The sequence below is a fragment of the Erythrobacter sp. RANMB8 genome (assembly GCF_056848235.1).
This window is the reverse complement of record NZ_JBREHG010000010.1, coordinates 90,894-109,704: the sequence shown is the minus strand read 5'-3', so window position 1 is coordinate 109,704 and position 18,811 is coordinate 90,894. Positions and strand designations below refer to the sequence as shown.

Annotated in this window: 18 protein-coding genes and 1 other RNA gene; 10 read left to right on the top strand and 9 right to left on the bottom strand. The window is 64.9% G+C overall.

Translation table 11 applies throughout. From position 1 onward, the window contains the following. Positions 1–37: 37 nt before the first annotated feature. The 4 genes from rnpB to ACU0AG_RS12120 all read right to left on the bottom strand — a co-directional run bounded on the left by rnpB (position 38) and on the right by ACU0AG_RS12120 (position 2,349). An RNA gene (gene rnpB / locus ACU0AG_RS12135) (RNase P RNA component class A) lies at positions 38–457 on the bottom strand. Positions 458–578: 121 nt separating this feature from the next. After that, positions 579–1,292, bottom strand: coding sequence for an N-acetylmuramoyl-L-alanine amidase (locus tag ACU0AG_RS12130; protein WP_482782541.1), 714 nt, complete (start codon positions 1,290–1,292; stop codon positions 579–581). Between the two features lie 10 nt (positions 1,293–1,302). After that, complete coding sequence (locus ACU0AG_RS12125) at positions 1,303–1,956, bottom strand: histidine phosphotransferase family protein (RefSeq protein ID WP_482782540.1); 654 nt, start codon at positions 1,954–1,956, stop codon at positions 1,303–1,305. Positions 1,957–1,965: 9 nt separating this feature from the next. After that, positions 1,966–2,349, bottom strand: coding sequence for a M67 family metallopeptidase (locus tag ACU0AG_RS12120; RefSeq protein ID WP_482782539.1), 384 nt, complete (start codon positions 2,347–2,349; stop codon positions 1,966–1,968). 28 nt (positions 2,350–2,377) lie between these two features. Here ACU0AG_RS12120 and ACU0AG_RS12115 point away from each other — a divergent pair, with 28 nt between their 5' ends. The 3 genes from ACU0AG_RS12115 (at position 2,378) to ACU0AG_RS12105 (ending at position 5,216) form a co-directional block, all read left to right on the top strand. Then, positions 2,378–3,331 carry an RluA family pseudouridine synthase gene (locus tag ACU0AG_RS12115; protein ID WP_482782538.1) on the top strand — a complete coding sequence of 318 codons (954 nt, stop codon included), beginning with the start codon at positions 2,378–2,380 and terminating at the stop codon, positions 3,329–3,331. Between the two features lie 58 nt (positions 3,332–3,389). Beyond that, positions 3,390–4,349: an RNA polymerase sigma factor RpoH gene (rpoH, locus tag ACU0AG_RS12110; protein WP_482782537.1), complete on the top strand. Its 960-nt coding sequence runs from the start codon at positions 3,390–3,392 to the stop codon at positions 4,347–4,349. A gap of 279 nt (positions 4,350–4,628) precedes the next feature. Continuing rightward, positions 4,629–5,216, top strand: a complete 588-nt coding sequence (locus ACU0AG_RS12105; RefSeq protein WP_482782536.1) for a hypothetical protein — start codon at positions 4,629–4,631, stop codon at positions 5,214–5,216. Positions 5,217–5,569: 353 nt separating this feature from the next. On the opposite strand, the gene ACU0AG_RS12100 is transcribed toward ACU0AG_RS12105, so the two are convergent. After that, on the bottom strand, positions 5,570–6,937 hold the full coding sequence (locus ACU0AG_RS12100) for an amidohydrolase (RefSeq protein WP_482782535.1): 1,368 nt from the start codon (positions 6,935–6,937) through the stop codon (positions 5,570–5,572). 64 nt (positions 6,938–7,001) lie between these two features. On the opposite strand from ACU0AG_RS12100, the gene mtgA reads away from it, so the two are divergent. From mtgA to ACU0AG_RS12070, 6 genes are all read left to right on the top strand, one after another. Next, positions 7,002–7,673, top strand: a complete 672-nt coding sequence (gene mtgA / locus ACU0AG_RS12095) for a monofunctional biosynthetic peptidoglycan transglycosylase (protein WP_482782534.1) — start codon at positions 7,002–7,004, stop codon at positions 7,671–7,673. Between the two features lie 69 nt (positions 7,674–7,742). Beyond that, a complete protein-coding gene (locus ACU0AG_RS12090) occupies positions 7,743–8,531 on the top strand; it encodes a hypothetical protein (protein WP_482782533.1) in 789 nt (262 codons plus the stop codon). A gap of 56 nt (positions 8,532–8,587) precedes the next feature. Further along, entirely contained in the window at positions 8,588–9,553 is a 966-nt protein-coding gene (locus tag ACU0AG_RS12085; RefSeq protein ID WP_482782532.1) for a cation diffusion facilitator family transporter, read from the top strand. After that, positions 9,553–10,140 carry a sigma-70 family RNA polymerase sigma factor gene (locus tag ACU0AG_RS12080; protein ID WP_482782531.1) on the top strand — a complete coding sequence of 196 codons (588 nt, stop codon included), beginning with the start codon at positions 9,553–9,555 and terminating at the stop codon, positions 10,138–10,140. Before ACU0AG_RS12085 ends, ACU0AG_RS12080 begins: the two co-directional genes overlap by 1 nt. Then, positions 10,137–10,913, top strand: coding sequence for an anti-sigma factor (locus ACU0AG_RS12075; RefSeq protein ID WP_482782530.1), 777 nt, complete (start codon positions 10,137–10,139; stop codon positions 10,911–10,913). Before ACU0AG_RS12080 ends, ACU0AG_RS12075 begins: the two co-directional genes overlap by 4 nt. 143 nt (positions 10,914–11,056) lie before the next feature. Continuing rightward, entirely contained in the window at positions 11,057–11,614 is a 558-nt protein-coding gene (locus ACU0AG_RS12070; protein ID WP_482782529.1) for a fasciclin domain-containing protein, read from the top strand. Positions 11,615–11,824: 210 nt separating this feature from the next. Here the strand turns inward: ACU0AG_RS12070 and clpX are convergent, their stop codons facing one another. Next, the gene (gene clpX, locus ACU0AG_RS12065; RefSeq protein WP_482782528.1) at positions 11,825–13,087 is read right to left on the bottom strand and encodes an ATP-dependent Clp protease ATP-binding subunit ClpX; all 1,263 of its coding nucleotides are present in this window, start codon (positions 13,085–13,087) and stop codon (positions 11,825–11,827) included. A 197-nt stretch (positions 13,088–13,284) separates the two neighbouring features. After that, positions 13,285–13,989: an ATP-dependent Clp protease proteolytic subunit gene (locus ACU0AG_RS12060; protein ID WP_482782527.1), complete on the bottom strand. Its 705-nt coding sequence runs from the start codon at positions 13,987–13,989 to the stop codon at positions 13,285–13,287. 152 nt (positions 13,990–14,141) lie between these two features. Between ACU0AG_RS12060 and ACU0AG_RS12055 the strand changes: the two genes are divergently transcribed. Further along, positions 14,142–15,677, top strand: coding sequence for an amidase (locus ACU0AG_RS12055; RefSeq protein ID WP_482782526.1), 1,536 nt, complete (start codon positions 14,142–14,144; stop codon positions 15,675–15,677). A gap of 21 nt (positions 15,678–15,698) precedes the next feature. Here the strand turns inward: ACU0AG_RS12055 and ACU0AG_RS12050 are convergent, their stop codons facing one another. Beyond that, positions 15,699–16,964: an acyltransferase family protein gene (locus ACU0AG_RS12050; protein WP_482782525.1), complete on the bottom strand. Its 1,266-nt coding sequence runs from the start codon at positions 16,962–16,964 to the stop codon at positions 15,699–15,701. Between the two features lie 241 nt (positions 16,965–17,205). Then, complete coding sequence (gene tig, locus ACU0AG_RS12045; RefSeq protein WP_482782524.1) at positions 17,206–18,744, bottom strand: trigger factor; 1,539 nt, start codon at positions 18,742–18,744, stop codon at positions 17,206–17,208. Positions 18,745–18,811 lie beyond the last annotated feature (67 nt).

Below are 18,811 nucleotides of genomic sequence, written 5' to 3'. Positions count from 1 at the left end.
GGGGCCCCGGATCAAGTCCGGGGCGGGGTGATCTTCATATCAGGGGGCCATCATAAGCCGGGTTCTGTCTCCTCAGGCTGTATCCCTTGCGGGACGGGCCTGCGGTGGCAGCCATTCATCTGGGCCGGCGATTGCTCGACGGCTCTAGCAGCCAACCCGGGTCCTCCGGCGCGAAACACGCTTGCCCCCCTTGCGGGAGGCGCGGGACCCCTATTCGGCCTTGCTCCGGGTGGGGTTTGCCATGCGGTGGCTGTTGCCAGCCCCCCGGTGCGCTTTTACCGCACCCTTTCACCCTTGCCTGTCCCCCGTTTCCGGGGCCATCGGCGGTTTGCTCTCTGTGGCACTTTCCCTTGCCCCGCCCGAAGGCGGAACCGGCGGGCGTTACCCGCCACCCTTGTTTCGTGGAGCCCGGACTTTCCTCGCATCCGAAAGGACACGCGGCTGCCTCAGGCCCCCTGACGGGGCGGGATATAGTCGCTGGGCGGCGGAATAGCAAAACCCCCGTTCGCCACGAGCGAAGTCGAGAGGCCGCGGGCAGGTGTCTCGACTTCGCTCGACACGAACGGGTCTGATGTTGCCTAGCGCGTCCGCCCCGCGTCGCGGTCGATCAGCAGTTGCCACAAGATCGCCGCCACCTCGCCATCGGGCACGCCGGTGATGCGGTGGGGGCGCCAGCGGCGTTCGAAGGCCTCGACCGCCTTGGCCTGATCGGTGATGTCATAGCCGAAGCGTTCCAGCGCGAGGAAGAAGCTGCCCTCGTTGTGGAACGGATTGCCCGCCGCAAGGCTCTGCGGGCGCGGCAGGCACAGGCGGTATTCGGCCAGCCGCTCCCACGGGAACAGCTCGCCCGGATCGGTCTTGCGCATCGGCGCGACATCGCTGTGCCCGACCACGTTGGCGCGGGGGATGTCATATTGCTTCACGATCCGCGCCAGCAGCGGGATCAGCGCGTCGATCTGTGCATCGGCGAAAGGGCGATAGCCGAGACCGTGGCCGGGGTGATCCAGCTCGATCCCGATGCTCGCCGAGTTCACATCGGGAATGCCGCGCCAGTAACTCGCCCCCGCGTGCCAGGCACGGCGGTGTTCGGGCACCAGGCGGATGACCTCGCCTTCCTCGGTGATGCAGTAATGCGCACTGACGCTGGCTTCGGGATCGCACATCCGCGCCAGCGCGGTCTCGACCGGCTTCATCTCGGTGTAGTGCAGCACCACCATGCTGACCGGCAGCGTGCGCTCGCCGTGGTTGGGCGAGGGAACCTCGCGGTGAACCAGTTCGTCGCCCCCCGACATCGAACCGGCTTTACCCGATCATGCCTTCGGGCTCCGGCAGCACCGCGCCCAGCACCAGCGCGCCATCGCCGAGCTTGTACTGGAGGCCGCCCTCCATCTCCTCGGCGAGCACCGCGATCATGTGCGCGGCGGCGGTGCGGCTGGTGATTTCGCCTTCGTCCAGATCGCCCTGAAGCGCGCGGCCGATGGTTTCGTCGAAGGCAATCCGGTCACCCCGCGCCCGCGCCACGATCTCCACCGCCCCGTCGCGCCGTTCCGCCCCGATATCGAGCGATCCGCCGCGCACCAGCGAATCGAGCGCGATCTGCGCGAGGTTGAGCAGCACCTTGACCGCAGGCTTGGGCAGGCTCGGCTCGGCAATCGCCCAGTTGATCTCGACCCGCTTGGCATCGGAGGCGAGCGCATCGATCACGCTTTTCGCCTCGTCCACCGGGATCGCTTCGCCAAACCCGCCCGCCGCACCGAAGGCGAGGCGGAAGAACTTGAGCTTGTCGGTGCTGATCTTCGCCGATTGTTCGAGCAGCTCGATCACCTGCGCGCGCATCTTGGCGTCCTGCTCGTCAGCGAGCAGTTCCAGCCCGTTGGCAAGCGCGCCGACGGGCGAGAGCATATCGTGGCACAGGCGCGAGCACAGCATCGCGGCGAGATCGGTCTGGGAAATCATGGCGCGGTTCTAACCATCGGGAGAGGTAAAGGGAAGTGCGACAAACCCCTGTTCCCCGTCCTTCCAGAACCGCACGTCGTCCCCCGCTATGATCGCCCACACCCGCCCGTCGCCCGCGGCCGCGGCACGATCGGTGGCAGACGGCACGGCCTCGCCCTGCGGGTGCGAGTGATAATAGCCGATCACCTGCGGCCCTCCCGAGCGTGCGGCGCGGTGCGCATCGATCAGCGCCTGCGGATCAATCTCGAAACGGGTGGCGGGCGCGGGGTGGACATTGCGGGCCGCGCGCGCCGCGGTGATCCGGCCTGCCTCTCCCAGCAACAGCCCGCAGGCCTCGTGCGGGTGCGCGGCTGCGGCATGGGCGCGCATCTGGGCAAGGGCTTTGCTTGTCACGTGAACCTGCATCGCGCATGGCCATAGCATGTCCGAACCCGAAATCATCACCGGCACCACCCTTGCCCCCGCCCGCCTCGACAAGGCGCTGGCGGAAGCCACGGGGTTCAGCCGGGCGCGCATTCAGGGGTTGATCAACGAGGCCCGCGTCGATGTGGCGGGCAAGACGGCCGCCTCCGCCGCGATGAAGGTCGCCGAAGGCACGCCGTTCCGCATCATCCTTGCCGCCGCCATGCCGGCCGAGGCGCTGCCGGAGGATATCCCCCTCGCCATTGCTTACGAGGACCAGCACCTGATCGTGGTCGACAAGCCTGCGGGCATGGTCGTCCATCCGGCGGTAGGGAATGTCACCGGCACGCTGGTCAACGCGCTGCTGCACCATTGCCGGGGGAACCTCAGCGGCATCAACGGCGTGGCGCGGCCCGGGATCGTCCACCGGATCGACAAGGATACCTCGGGGCTGCTGGTCATCGCCAAGTCCGATGCCGCGCACGAAGGCCTCGCCGTGCAGTTCGCCGCGCACACCGTCCACCGCCGCTACATCGCGGTCTGCGCAGGCCACCCCTCCCCTGCACAAGGCACGATCAACGCCCGCGTCGGGCGCTCGGATGCGGACCGAAAGAAAATGACGGTGCTGCCCAACAATTCCTCACGCGGGAAATCGGCGATCACCCATTACACCACGCTCGAACGGCTGCAGACGTCCGCCGTGATCGAGTGCCGGCTGGAAACGGGGCGAACCCACCAGGTGCGCGTTCACTGTGCGTCAATCGGCCATCCTCTACTGGGAGACCCAGCCTATGGCCGCACCCCCAAACCCTTGCGCCCGGTTCTGGAGCGACTCGGTTTCGTCCGGCAGGCCCTGCACGCCGCCGAGCTTGGCTTCGTCCACCCCCTCACCGGCGAAAACATCCGTTTCCGCAGCGATTTGCCCGCCGACATGGCGGAACTGATCGACCAACTGCGGCATTGTGATCGATGAAAAGCGCATACAGTCACACGATTCCGGCGTATATATAGACCCGTGGCCCACCAGCGGGATGCCCATCAGGGGTCCCGCACAAGCGGTCGACACAAGAAAGGTTAGGCAAAGAGTGACCAAGACAAAAACCACTTCGGTTCCGGCCCTGAGCGGTGAGCAGAGCCTCAATCGCTACCTCGCCGAGATCCGCAAGTTTCCGGTTCTCACGGCCGAGCAGGAATACATGCTCGCCAAGCGTTATCAGGAACACGAAGACCCCGAAGCTGCCGCGCAGCTGGTGTCCAGCCACCTGCGGCTCGTCGCGAAGATCGCGATGGGTTACCGCGGCTATGGCCTGCCCGTGGCGGACCTGATTTCCGAAGGCAATGTCGGCCTGATGCAGGGCGTCAAGAAGTTCGAACCCGATCGCGGTTTCCGCCTCGCGACCTACGCGATGTGGTGGATCAAGGCTTCGATGCAGGAATTTATCCTGCGTTCGTGGAGCCTCGTGAAGATGGGCACCACCGCTGCACAGAAGAAGCTGTTCTTCAACCTGCGCCGCATGAAAAAACAGCTGGAAGCCTACGAGGATTCCGACCTCAGCCCCGAAGACGTGACCAAGATCGCGACCGACCTCGGCGTGCCCGAGCAGGAAGTCGTGAACATGAACCGGCGCATGATGATGGGCGGCGACGGCTCATTGAACACGCCGATGCGGAACGGCGAGGAAGGCTCGGGCGAATGGCAGGACTGGCTGGCGGATGACCGCCCGTTGCAGGACGAAACCGTTGCCGAGGCGGAAGAAAGCCAGATGCGGATGGAAATGCTCGCCGAGGCGATGAACAGCCTCAACGAGCGCGAACGCCACATCCTGACCGAACGCCGCCTGACCGAAAAGCCGCAGACGCTCGAAGAGCTGAGCCAGGCCTACGACGTCAGCCGCGAACGCATCCGCCAGATCGAAGTGCGCGCCTTCGAAAAGCTCCAGAAGGCAATGCAGCGGATCGCGGGCGAACGGCTGCTGCCGGGGATCGCGTAGTCTTTTTTGCCTCAAGCGCCGGCGGGGCCATCCGGCCCCTCAGGCTTCCGCGCCATAAGGCGCGGCGGCCGGTCGGCCTTGCGGTTCGCTGGCGCGCACCGATTTTTTTGCCTCAAGCGCCGGCAGGGCCATCCGGCCCCTCAGGCTTCCGCGCCATAAGGCGCGGCGGCCGCTTGGCCTTGCGGTTCGCTGGCGCGAACCGGGGTTGGCCTCAAGCGTCCAATTTCGACTATCCATAGCCCTCCGGTCGCCCTAACCTTCGCGACCGGAGGGTTTTTCATGCGTCAATTGATCCGTCACCTTGCCGCCGCGCTGCTTGCGGCATTGATTTTGGCCGTGCCCGCACAGGCCCAGACCGAGGTGAAGGATGCCCCCGATCCCTATGTTCACAGGGTGGCCGGTGTCCGCTTCCCCGAAGCGCTTCCCGGCTTCAACCGTGGGCGGGTTTTCGAATATGACGAACAAGGCGCTGATGCCAGCGTCGGCTACCACCCGCAGGCTATGCCGGGCGCGCTGACGGTCTATGTCTATCCCTCGCTGGGCAAGCCGTGCGACTTCTGGTTCGAAGACGCAGACCGCGCCGTGATGGAACGGGACGGGGTATCGCGCGAAGCGGGTGCGGCAGCGTTGCGACTGCTGCCCGCAAGCGAGCCCCAACAATATTCGACCGGCTACAGCATCGCGGCCAACAGCAGCGGATACGACCACCCGCCGCTGGCGTCCTATCTGTGGGTCGGCTGCGCTGCGGGAAGTGACTGGGTGGTGAAATATCGCGGAACCTTCGATGCCGCCGATCAAGCAAAGGCAGCCGCGCTTGCCGAACAGCTGTTCGCGGCGATTGACTGGACGCCGGTGACGGGGGGATAAAATCGGGAATGTTGGAGCCGTCCAGCTTGCGGCTTGCCCCGTCTAGACCCCCTCTAGACCCCTTTTAGGCTGTTTTTGCCCCGCCTTGGCTCGCCCCGGTGTGGCCTTGCCGGGGTGTAGGATCGCAGCCCGTTCCACCGTTCGCCCTGAGCCTGTCTAAGGGCTGCATTTCGCTTCACTTAATGCGCATAACCTATTGAAGCAAAAGCAGTCCTTCGACAGCCTCAGGACGAACGGACGAGGGGTTTGGCAATCGGCAAACCCAACAGAAGCGGGCGCCGCAAGCCCCCTCGCAGCGCCCGTTTTGCTGTTCACACCCGCCACAATGTTTCACGTGAAACATTGCACGAACATCACTTCCTCGGCGCAAGCTCCAGCACGGCTGCGACCATCGCCCGCGTGCCCAGCACCACGCTTTCGCGCGGGGCGACCTGGAACAGGGGGGAGTGGTGTCCGGCAATCGGCGGCCCGCCGTTTTTCGCCGCCGCGATCCGTTCGGGCGTGGTGCCGCCGACCGCGAAGTAATAGCCCGGAACGCCGGTATCGGGGCTGACGAAATAGGTGAAATCCTCGGCCCCCATGTTCTGCTGCACGAAGGGCACGAAGGCGTCCGCCCCCAGTTCGCGCTGCATCATCGCGTTGAGCCGGCGGGCGAGCGCCGGGTCGTTATTGGTGGTGGGCGTGCCCGACAGGCGCTTGACCTCGACCGGCATGTTGTCGGGCAGGCCGTGCGCCTTGCCGATATTGACCGCGATCCGTTCGATCGTGGCAATCACCTGTTCGCGGGTCTCCTCGTCATTGGCGCGCACGGTGACCTGCAACTTCGCCTCGTCCGAGATGATATTGTGCTTGGACCCGGCGTGGAAGCTGCCGACGGTCACCACCACCGGCTTGGTCGGCGAAATCTCGCGTGAATCAATGGATTGCAGCGCGGTCACCACCTGCGCCGCGATATAGACCGGATCGCGCCCCAGATGCGGCGCGGCCCCGTGGGTGCCGATGCCCGGCACGCGGATATCGAGCGAATCCGAGGACGAATACTGGATCCCCTCGGACGCGGAAACCTTGCCCGTTTCAAGGTCGGCCGCAACGTGGAAGGCCAGCGCATAATCGGGCTTGCCGAAGCGGTCGTACAGCCCGTCCGCCATCATCGCCTTGGCCCCGCGCACGCCTTCCTCGGCGGGCTGGACGATGAACATGATCGTGCCCTGCCACTGGTCCTTCATCGCCACCAGCCGCCGCGCCGTGCCCACCAGCGAGGTGATGTGCACATCATGCCCGCAGGCGTGCATCACCGGATATTCCTTGCCATCCTCGCCCACCTGCATTGCCTTGGAGGCATAGGCGAGACCCGATTTCTCCTCGACCGGCAGGCCATCCATATCGGCGCGCAGCAGGATCAGCGGGCCCTTGCCGTTCTTCAGGATGCCGACCACGCCGGTCTTGCCGACCCCGGTGGTGACCTCCAGCCCGGCGGCTTTCAGCTCGGTCGCCATCTTTGCCGCGGTGCGGTTTTCGAGGAAGGACAGTTCGGGATTGGCATGGAAATCAACGAACAAGGGGGCGAGGTAATTGTCGTACTCCGCCTCGATCGCAGCCCTCGTCGCCGGGTCTTCGGCCAGCGCCGGCTGGGCGGCAAGGCCAAGCGCAAGCGCGCTGGCGGCGGCAGTATGGAACAGGCGCATGGTGATCTCCCTGAAGCTTTGGCGACAGGTAGCCATGCGAGGCCCCCGCCTGCAAGCGCCGATACTTCCCCGCTCCCCCGAAGGCGGCTAAGGCAGGGGCATGATCGCTACCGTCGCCCGCTTCATCGCCAAGGCCATCGCCGGGTTCGTGGCTCTCACCGTGGTGCTGGTGGTGATGTTCAAATTCGTCCCCGTGCCGGTCACCGCGACCATGCTGATGGACGAGAACGGCATCACCAAGGACTGGGAAAGCCTCGACAATATCGACCGCAATCTGGTCTCGGCGGTGATCGCGGCAGAGGATTCGCGGTTCTGCGAACATTTCGGTTTCGATGCCGAAGCGATCGAACAGGCGATGAAGGAAAACATGGAGGGCGGGCGGATTCGCGGCGGATCGACGATCAGCCAACAGACCGCGAAGAACGTCTTCCTGTGGCAGGGCGGCGGCTATTTCCGCAAGGGCCTCGAAGCGTGGTTCACCTTCTGGATCGAGCTGGTGTGGGGCAAGCGGCGGATCATGGAGGTGTACCTCAACGTCGCGGAAACCGGGATCGGCACCTATGGCGCAGAGGCCGGATCGCAGCGCTATTTCGGCCATTCCGCCGCCCGCCTTTCCGCCGACGAGGCCAGCCGCATGGCCGCCGCCCTGCCCAGCCCCAAGAAGCGCGCCGTCAAGAACCCCGGCGGGTGGCTCGCACGCCACGGCAACCGCATCGAACGGCGGATCGGCATCGTCCGGCGCGATGGATTGGACGCCTGCGTTTACGACTAAAGCAGACTTGCACAGGGCGCGCCCGTGGCCTTATCCCGCAACCGGGGTTGCCTGTTGCGAGGGGCGGGAATGACCGGGCAAATCGGAACACGGCTGGTCGCAGCCGCGCTTGTGGCGGCGCTGACAGGCATGGTGGGCGCGGCAACGGCGCAGGACAGCGGCGGCGGGGCGCGGCATGTCGAACGCTTCACCGATCACGAATTGCGCATGTGCAACGGTGCGTCGGCACTGATGCAGGACTTCAACATCGGCGAGATCAAGGCACGTTACCTCGCCGATTTCCATGCCTTCAATGACGTGATCGACGCCGAGCCGATCGAGGTATTCACCGACCGGGTCTACCTGATGTTCCACCATCTCCAGATCGCGGAGATCAGAGCGCTGGCGGATAGCTGCGCCAGCACGCTGCGCGACGATGAAGGCCCGGCCCGCTTCACGCTGAGCCGCCCCGATATCATCGGCGAGGGGCCCTTCGCCGCCTTCACGGCCACCCGCGCCGCAGAGCGCGCCGAAGCCGCACAAGCGCAACTCGCCCGCGAGCAGGAGCAACGCGAACAGGCCAGCCGGGACCTGGCGCGGCTCGATGCCGAATGCCGTGCAATCGTTGACGAGGGTGTCGCCAAGGCCACCAGCGAATTTCGCAAGGCGCAGACCTCGGTTGAAGTGTGGATCCGCGCCGGGGCCTTCGGATCGCCACCGGGCCAATACGATATCCAGAACGGCTGCATCGCGATCGACAGCGCAGGCAGCCGTCTCAACGCGCGCGAGTGCCCGGCCGAATATGCCAATGCGCTGATGAATTTCCGTGCGAGCTATTATCTCACGATCAACGACGGCGGGGGCTTTTCCTGCAATTAGAGCCCTGTCATCGTCGCGCGTGACGCGGCCAGTGCTTGCCGCTACAACGCTCGGCAATGGCTCACGCGCACGCCCATCACCACCATCATGGACACGGCCATGACCACGGGCATCATGGCCATGCGCACGGCCATGCGCACGGGCACGGGCATCATCACGCGCCGAAGGATTTCGGACGCGCCTTCATCATCGGGATCGGCCTGAACAGCGCCTTCGTGGTGATCGAAGCGGGTGCGGGCCTCGTCTACAATTCGATGGCGCTGGTGGCCGATGCCGGGCACAATCTGTCCGATGTGCTGGCGCTGATCCTCGCCTGGCTTGCCAGTGTCGCGGCCAAGCAGCCGCCTTCGGGCCGGTTCACCTATGGCTACAAGAGCTCGACCATCCTCGCCGCGCTCGCCAATGCGCTGCTGCTGGCCTTCGCGATCGGAGCGATCCTGATCGAGACAGCGCACCGCGTGATGGAACCGCAGCAGCCCGAAGGCATGGTGATGGTGATCGTCGCCGGGATCGGAGTGGCGATCAACGCGTTGACCGCCATGCTGTTCATGCGCGGTCAGGACGATATCAACATCAGGGGCGCCTATCTCCACATGGCCGCCGACGCGCTGGTATCGCTGGGCGTGGTGGTGGCGGGGCTGGCGATCATCGTTTCCGGCGCATGGTGGATCGACCCGCTGTTCACGCTGGTGATCGTCGCGGTGATCGGTTGGGGCACATGGGGCCTGGCGCGCGACAGCCTGTCGATGGGACTGCTCGCCGCGCCTGCGGGGATCGATCTGGCCGAGGTCAGGGCGCATCTCGCCAGCTTTGACGGGGTGGCAGCGGTGCATGATCTTCACGTCTGGCCGATGTCCACCACCGAAACCGCGCTGACGGCGCACCTGCTGATGCCCGGCAGGCCCGCGCCTGACAGCCTGCTGCGCGAGATTGCCGCCTCGCTTGCCGACCGCTTCGGCGTCGATCATTCGACCATCCAGATCGAAAGCGGCGAAGACCCCTGCGGGCAGGGGTGCAGCTGATGGCCGCGCGCCCGCGCCCCACCACCGATGAAGCACGCGAGGCGCTGCGCGATGCCATGGCGCGGCTGGCCGATGGCGATGCCGCCGCGCTGGAGGAAATCTATCGCATGACGCGGGTGAAGCTGTTCGGCATCACCCTGCGTATCTTGGGCGACCCTAAGGAAGCCGAGGACGCCTTGCAGGACGTCTATGTCAATCTCTGGCAGCGGGCCGACCGCTATGACCCGACCCGCGCGAGCCCGATCGCGTGGCTGGCGGCGTTTGCCCGCAACCGGGCGATTGACCGTCTGCGCACCGGCAAGGTGCGCGGCGGGGCGGTGCCGGTGGAGGAAGCCGCCCCCCTGCCCGACGAGGCTCCGCTGGCCGATGCCCTGCTGGTCGATGCACAGCAGGCCGCGCAGATCCACAAGTGCCTCGGCGCGCTGGATGACCGCACACAGGGCCACATCCGCGCCGCCTTTTTCGAGGGCAAGACCTATGCGCAGCTGGCCGAACAAGCCGATGTGCCGCTGGGAACGATGAAAAGCTGGATCCGCCGCGGGCTGCAACGTCTGCGCGCCTGTCTCGAAGCGAGCGAAGCGGCATGAGCGGCACGGACAAGACCCCGGAAAACGACGTGATCCGCGACGATCCGATGATCGCTGCCGAATGGGCGCTGGGCCTGCTGGAGGGCGAAGAACTGCTCGCGGCGCGCGGCAAATATGCGACCGATCCGGCTTTCGCATGGCGCAAGGAATGGTGGGACGACTGGTTCGCTCCGCTGACAGACGCCATCCCCGGTGCAGAGCCGGGTGATGCGGTATGGCAGGGGATCGCGGCGCGTATTGCCGCGCAGCAGGCGGCTGCGGCGACTTCGGCGCCAGAGGCTCCGGCGGTCAATGTGGTGGCGCTCGAAGCGCAGGTGCGGCGCTGGCAGTGGGTGGCGGGGCTGACCTCGCTTGCCGCTGCGGTGGCGCTGGCGCTGTTTGCCTTTGCGCCGGGCCGCTCGCCGGTCGAAGCGCCCGCGACCATCGCCGCCGCCGCGCCTATGGTGGCAACGGTGCCGATCGGCGAGACCGGCCTAAGGCTCGATGTCACCTATATCCCCGAAAGCGAGCAAATGCTGGTCGCGGCCATCGGGCTGACGGCCGACGGGGTGCATGATCACGAGCTGTGGCTGGTTCCCGCCGATGGCGGTGCGGTGCAATCGCTGGGCGTGGTGGTTCCGGGCGAGGTGCGCAGCATGACCTTGCCCGATACGATGACCGCAAAGCTGGGTGACGGGGCCGGCCTTGTGCTCACCCGCGAACCGCTGGGCGGCAAGCCCGACGGCGTGGACGCAGGGCCGGTGGTGGCCAAAGGCACTTTCTCCCGCGTCTGATCCGCATTGCGGCTCGCCGCACACAGGCGGCAATTCGTCCCCATCGCCAATTTCCGCGCATCCGCGTGAACGCACCCCGCGTAGCTTTACGGCAAGCGGGAGGGGCTTGCAGACGTGACACCCCCTGAAAGGAGTTCCCCACTGTGACCCCCAAGAAGACCCTGACCGCCATCGCCGCTGCTGCTCTGGCCGCGACCACCGGCCTCGCCGCGCTGCCCGCTGTGGCGCATCAGCACGGCCACCATGCCAAGGCTGCGCCGAACATCGTCGAAACCGCGGTGAGCACCGGCGTGCACAAGACCCTTGTGGCCGCCGTTCAGGCAGCAGGCCTTGTCGATACGCTCGCCAGCCCCGGTCCGTTCACTGTCTTCGCCCCGACCGACACCGCCTTCGCCAAGCTGCCCGATGGCACGGTTGCAACGCTGGTGAAGCCGGAAAACAAGGGCACGCTGACCACCATTCTCACCTACCACGCGGTGGCCGGCAAGGTGACGTCGGGTGATCTGGTGAAGCTGATCAACGCAGGCGGTGGCAAGGCCACCATCACCACGGTTTCGGGCGGCAAGCTGACCGCCCGCCTTTCCGGCGACAAGATCGTGATCACCGATGCCAAGGGCGGCACCACCGCGGTCACCACCGCCGACGTGATGACATCGAACGGCGTGATCCACGTCACCGACGGGGTGTTCCTCCCCGCCTGATCGCAAGCGGTTCAACAGTTGGCGCTGGCCCCACGTTCCCCACCCCTCCCACCCCGGGGCAGCGCTTCTCCCGACCCCGTCCGGCCTCTCCTCCATGGCCGGGCGGGGTTTTTGACGGGTGCGATGCGCAAAAAAGCCCCTCCCGATCAGGAGGGGCTTTTGCGTACCGATGGGTGCGGCCAGGGGCCGCACATGCTCAAAAGGCCCTAATCAGGCCGCCTCTTCCTTCTTCGCTTCCCCGATCACGCGGATCGGTTCCTTCTTGCCCGCAACCACATCGGCGTCGATCACGATTTCGGTCACGCCTTCCATGTCGGGCAGATCGAACATGGTGTCGAGCAGCAGGCCTTCGACGATGGAACGAAGGCCGCGCGCGCCGGTCTTACGCTTGATTGCACGCTCGGCGATTGCCTGAAGCGCATCGTCGGTGAAGGTCAGTTCCACATCCTCAAGCTCGAACAGCTTGCGATACTGCTTCACCAGCGCGTTCTTGGGTTCCTTGAGGATCGTCACCAGCGCTGGCACGTCGAGATCGTGCAGCGTCGCGATCACCGGCAGACGACCGACAAATTCGGGGATGAGACCGAACTTGAGGAGGTCTTCCGGCTCGGACTTTTCCAGCAATTCGCCCACGCGGCGCTTGTCGGGATCGGCAACATGCGCGCCGAAGCCGATCGAACGCTTCTGCAGGCGGTCGGCAATGATCTTGTCGAGACCCGCGAAGGCCCCGCCGCAGATGAACAGGATGTTGGTGGTGTCGACCTGCAGGAATTCCTGCTGCGGATGCTTGCGCCCGCCCTGCGGCGGAACGCTGGCGGTGGTGCCTTCCATCAGCTTGAGCAGAGCCTGCTGCACGCCCTCACCCGAAACGTCGCGGGTGATCGAGGGGTTTTCCGCCTTGCGGGTGATCTTGTCGATCTCGTCGATGTAGACGATCCCGTGCTGCGCCTTCTCGACATTGTAGTCGGACGCCTGAAGCAGCTTGAGGATGATGTTCTCGACATCCTCGCCCACGTAGCCGGCTTCGGTCAGCGTGGTGGCATCAGCCATGGTGAAGGGCACATCGAAGGTGCGCGCCAGCGTCTGCGCCAGCAGGGTCTTGCCCGAACCCGTGGGGCCGACGAGCAGGATGTTCGATTTCGCCAGTTCGACGTCGCCTGCCTTGCCGGAATGCTTCAGGCGCTTGTAGTGGTTGTGAACCGCCACCGCGAGCACGCGCTTGGCGCGGTCCTGACCGATCACATAGTCATTGAGCGTCGTGAAGATGTCCATCGGCGTGGGGATTTCGCCGTCTTTCTTGCCGGCGATCCCTGCCTTGGTTTCCTCGCGGATGATGTCGTTGCACAGCTCGACGCATTCATCGCAGATGAACACGGTCGGCCCGGCGATCAGCTTGCGCACCTCGTGCTGCGACTTCCCGCAGAAGCTGCAGTAGAGGGTGCTCTTGCTATCGGATCCGCTCAATTTGGTCATTCCTGTGTCCTCGAATCCGCGAGTGAAGGCATCGGGACACCCCCGGCGGATTCGTCAAGTGTATCGCCCTGCCGACATGAATCAACACATGGCGGGCGATTTCGTGTTGTTACCATGCCATCCGCGTCCGCGAAGTGGCGGAAAAGACAGGCCGCATATCTCCCTGTCCCGACCCGGTGCAGTGCGGGGCGAAGGGCTTACTCAGGCGCGCCGCCCGACCCTTCCTCAAGGCCGGTTTCCTCGGTGTCGGGACGGGTCTCGAACACCTTGTCGACCAGACCGAAGGCCTTGGCCTCTTCCGCCTCGAGGAAGGTGTCGCGGTCCATCGCCTTTTCGATTTCATCAAGGCTGCGGCCGGTGAACTTGACGTAGAGATCGTTCATGCGGCTGCGGATGCGCAGGATTTCGCGGGCCTGGATCTCGATGTCCGACGCCATCCCGCGCGCCCCGCCCGAAGGCTGGTGGATCATGATGCGCGCATTGGGGAGCGCGATGCGCATCCCCGGCTCGCCCGCTGCCAGCAGGAAGCTGCCCATCGAAGCGGCCTGCCCGATGCATACCGTCGACACGCGCGGCTTGATGTATTGCATGGTGTCGAAGATCGCGAGGCCCGCCGTCACCACCCCGCCCGGCGAGTTGATGTACATCGAGATCGGCTTCGAAGGGTTTTCGCTTTCGAGGAACAGGAGCTGGGCCACGATCAGCGAGGCCATGCCGTCTTCGACCTGACCGGTGACGAACACGATGCGTTCGCGCAGCAGGCGGCTGAAGATGTCGAAGCTGCGTTCGCCGCGGCTGGTCTGCTCGACCACCACCGGCACCAGCGCGCCGGTCAGCGGGTCGCGGGTGAATTGCCCCTGGGTGCCGTAGGTTTCGCCAGCGTTGCCGAACAGATCGATCATGGGATGTGTGTGTCCTTGATGGGTTTCGATACGGCTATGTCGGAGGCTGGGGGGCAATTTCAAGGGCGTTTACCTTGTCCCTGTGAATTGGCGGCAGGAATCGGGACGTTTTCCGCTTGAGCCTGCGCCAATGCGTGGCAAACCTGCTGGTGATGAACACAACCGCCCTTGCCCGCCCGGCCCTCGCCCTTCTGCTCGCCACCTCTGCCAGCGCTGCCATGGCGCAAGGCGTCAGTCCGCCCGCCGCCACCACGACCGACCGCGCGGCGATGAACGAGCTGCTGCTGGTCGACGAATACATCCTGCGCATCCAGGCGCTCGACGATAACGGGCCGATGCTGAACGCGGTGATCGATTATGATCCGGCCGCTTCGGTCAAGGCGCGGCAGTTGCTGGGCACCGGCCCGCTCGCCGGACGCACGGTGCTGGTGAAGGACAATATCGAAACCCGCGAATTTCCGACCACTGCGGGCAGCCTCGCGCTCGAAGACAACATGACCGGGCGCGATGCCCCGCTGATCGCGCTGATGCGCAAGAACGGCGGCGTGGTGCTGGGCAAGACCAACCTCAGCGAATGGGCCAACATCCGCTCCGATGGCTCCACCAGCGGGTGGAGCGCGGTGGGCGGGCTGACCCGCAATCCTCACGCAATCGATCGCAACACCTGCGGATCATCCTCCGGAAGCGGTGCCGCGGTGGCAGCAGGGTTTGCATGGGGCGCAATCGGCACCGAGACCAACGGATCGATCGCCTGCCCGGCCTCGATCAACGGCATTGTCGGCTTCAAGCCGAGCGTCGGGATCGTCAGCCGCACCCATGTCGTGCCGATTTCGTCCACGCAGGACACGGCCGGGCCGATGACCCGCACGGTTTACGATGCCGCTTTGCTGCTGACCGCCATCGCGGGCGAGGACAAGGCCGATCCCGCAACCCTGAAGGCGAAGCGGGTGAAGGATTACACCGCGGGGCTCGACACCTATTCGCTCGACGGTGTGCGCATCGGGGTTCTGCGCAGCGCGGTCGGGAGCCGCCCGGGGCTGAGCGCGCTGTTCGAGGATGCGCTCGCCGATCTGACGCGCGCGGGCGCGGTGCTGGTCGATGTCGAATATGCCCCGCCAGCCGAACTGTGGCAGGCCTCGCTCCCCGTGCTGCTTTACGAACTGCGGGTGGAGATGGACAAATATCTGTCAGGCCGTCCGGGGACCGGTGGCCCCCGCAGCCTCGCCGATGTGGTCAGCTTCAACATCGCGAATGAAGACAAGGAGATGCGCTGGTTCGGGCAGGAGCTGTTCTTGCAGGCGCTCGATACCGATGATGCCGAGGCCTATGCCACGAACCTTGCCACGCTGCGCCGACTGACGCGGGCCGAGGGGATCGACAAGCTGCTGGCCGACAACAAGGTCAGCTTCCTTGTCGCCCCTACCACGGGCCCGGCATGGACCACCGATCTGGTCAATGGCGACAATTTCAGCGGCGGGATCGGCGCGGGCTATCTTGCGGCGATTGCCGGCTATCCGCACCTGACCGTGCCGATGGGCGCGATCGAGGGCTTGCCGGTAGGACTCAGCATCATGGGCGGCCAGTGGGAGGACCATGCCGTGCTGAAGGCAGGCGCCGCCTACGAAAAGGCGCGGACAGCCAAGCTGCCCGCGCCCTCTTTCCGTCCATGGAAACCGGCTGCGCAATAGCGCGAGGCTTGCGCCGGATCGTCAACGCGGCGCGATTGCCTGCTCGGCCCGCGGAGCCTTGGCGCGTTTGTCCGCACGGGCAAACACCGCAAACAGGCTCGGGGCTTGGCGCACCTCTTCGATGTCGGTCTTGCCGTTGAACAGCAGGCGGATGATCGCATACCTGCGCACAAGCAATTCGTGGATCGCAATGACAGAGGCCGCCGCCAACACCGTCAGCACCGCAAACTCCACCCAGACGGGCCATGCCACGTGCGTCATCGCCTGACCGAAGATGTAAACGAAGCAGTGGTGGAACAGATACATCGACAGCGCGCAATCGGCGAGCCATTGCGTGCGCGGGCCGCCCTTTGCGAAATAGCGATGGAAGAACTGGAGGATGAACAGCACCAGCGTCCAGATCGCCAGCTGGTTCAGGAACAGCGTAACCTGCCCCATCACCGGGCCATGCTCGATCTCGGAATAGGGCTGGAAGAACAGGGCAGCCGCCGCCGCCATCGGCATCCACCAGCGCCATTCCAGCAGTGCTGCCAGAAAACGGGGGCTCAACGCAGCCATCACACCGATGACGAAGAAGGGGAATTCCGAAATCAGCTTGTTGTAGCTTTGGAAACCCGGCGCAATCAGCTCGTAGCCCCCCGGCACAACCATGGCGACGGCGAAATTGGCGGTGTTGGCAAGGCCAAGCGCAATCAGCGCCAGTGCAAAGGGCAGACTGCCGGCGATCCATCGTGCCGAACGGTCAATCAGGGCCACCACGTGTGCGCGGATTGCTGCATTGGCGGGGACGATCGCCTGCACCAGCGCCGCCAGGGCAAACATCGGCATCAGGCTGACGAGAAACCACAGATGCAATTGCCAGTCGCCCGAAGCCCACAGCTGCCCGAAGGCAGGGCTGGCAATCCACTCGGGCATCGACCCTGAACCACCCGCGTCGCGCCAGCGCAGATAGCTCTCGATCATGTTGAATGTGAGCGCGATCACAATCAGCGGCACTGCCGTCCGCAAAAAGCGGTTCCACATGAAATCGCCGACCGTCCGGCGCGACAGCAGCAGCACCGCAAAAAACCCGCCGACGAAGAAGAATGTCGGCGTGATAAACAGGTGAAAGCCGAAGATCAGCCAGTCGAAAAAGGCGTGCCGGTCGACATTGGCGGTGATCCATGGCCGCGCCGGGGCATAGACGGTCCCGGCATGCAGGGCGACCGAAAGGAACATCAGGACCGAACGCGCCCCGTCAATATCGTGGTAATGTTTGCGCGCTGCGGGTGCGGGTGCGGTAAGCATGCGGCCTCACGGTTGAAAGTCGCGGGAACAGCCCCGCAAAGGTTCAAGCATGAGACTTTCTGCATATCGCGAGGCAGTTCAATCGACCGCCCGGACCGGGTCCTGAAATGATACAGTCGGGGCAAGGGAGTTAAACGCGCTGTCAGCCGCGCCCGAAACGAAAAAGCGCGGACAGCCTGGCTGCCCGCGCTTGCTTTTCGTCGGTGGCGTCCGGCGGGGAACTGCTCCCCGCCCGCGCTGATCACTTCTTGGCCGGGGCCTTCTTTGCTGCGGGCTTCTTGGCCGCAGGCTTGGCTTCGGCGTCGGCATCAGCCTTCGCAGCCGCCTTCTTGGCCGGCGCCTTCTTGGCGGGCTTCTCTTCCGCAGCCGGAGCGTCCTCGGCCGCTTCCTTCTTGGCCGGAGCCTTCTTCTTGGCAGCAGCCTTCTTCGGGGCCGGAGCAGCTTCGGCGGTTTCGTCCGCCTCGATCGCGGCCTGAAGCTCCTCGACGGTCACTTCACGCTCGGTGACTTCGGCCTTGTCGAACAGGAAGTCGACGACCTTGTCTTCGTAAAGCGGGGCGCGCAGCTGGGCAGCGGCCATCGGTTCCGACTGGATGTACTGCACGAAGCGCTCGCGATCCTCGGCGCGGTACTGCATCGCAGCCTGCTGGATCAGCATCGACATTTCTTGGCTCGTCACTTCGACGCCATTGGCCTGACCGATTTCCGACAGCAGCAAGCCCAGACGCACGCGGCGCTCGGCGATGGCCTTGTACTCGTCCTTCTCGTCGTCGATCTGCTTGAGAGCGGCAGCGGGATCGGCGTCATTGGCGGCTTCCTGCTGAAGCTGCGCCCAGATCTGCTGGAACTCGGCTTCGACCATGGTCGAAGGCACTTCGAAGCTGTGGCCCGCGGCCAGCTGGTCGAGCAGCGCGCGCTTCATTTGGGTGCGGGTCAGGCCAGCGGTCTGCTGCTCCAGCTGGGCCTTCATGATCTCGCGCAGCTTGTCGAGGCTGTCGAGGCCGAGGCTCTTGGCGAAGTCCTCGTCGATCAGGGTTTCGGTTTCGACCTTCACCGCCTTCACGGTGATGTCGAAGGTCGCTTCCTTGCCCGCAAGGTGCGCAGCCTGATATTCGGCCGGGAAGGTGACGGTGATGGTCTTTTCCTGCCCTGCCTTCACGCCCACCAGCTGGTCTTCGAAGCCGGGGATGAAAGTGCCCGAACCCAGCACCAGCGCCGCGTCTTCGGCCTTGCCGCCGTCGAACTCGACGCCGTCGAGCTTGCCGACGAAATCGATGATCAGCTGGTCGCCGTCCGCTGCCTTCTTGGTCTTGGCCGCGTCCTTGTAGCTCTTGTTCTGCGAGGCAATGTTGCCCAGCGCTTCGTCAACCTGCGCATCGGTGACCGGAACGACCAGCTTTTCGAGCTTCAGGCCTTCGGTGCTGGGCGCTTCGATGGTCGGCAGCACTTCCAGGGCAACGCTGATCACGGCGTCCTTGCCCTGCGCATAATCGTCGTTGAGGCCGATTTCGGGCTGCATCGCCGGACGCAGCGCTTCGTCGCGCAGCAGCTTGTCGACCGATTCGCGGATGGTGTCGTTCACCACCTGACCGTGCATGGCTTCGCCGTGCATCTTCTTGACAAGGTTGGCGGGCACCTTGCCGGGGCGGAAGCCGGGCATACGCACCTGCGGCGCCACCTTCTTGATCTCGGCATCGATCTTCGCTTCGAGATCGGCTGCGGTGATCGTGATCTGATAGGCGCGCTTGAGCCCTTCGTTGACGGTCTGCTTGGTCTGCATGGGGACTGTTCTGAAGCCTTTTTGCCAATAATTCCGTGGGTGCGGCCCCATCCGTAACGCATGCGTT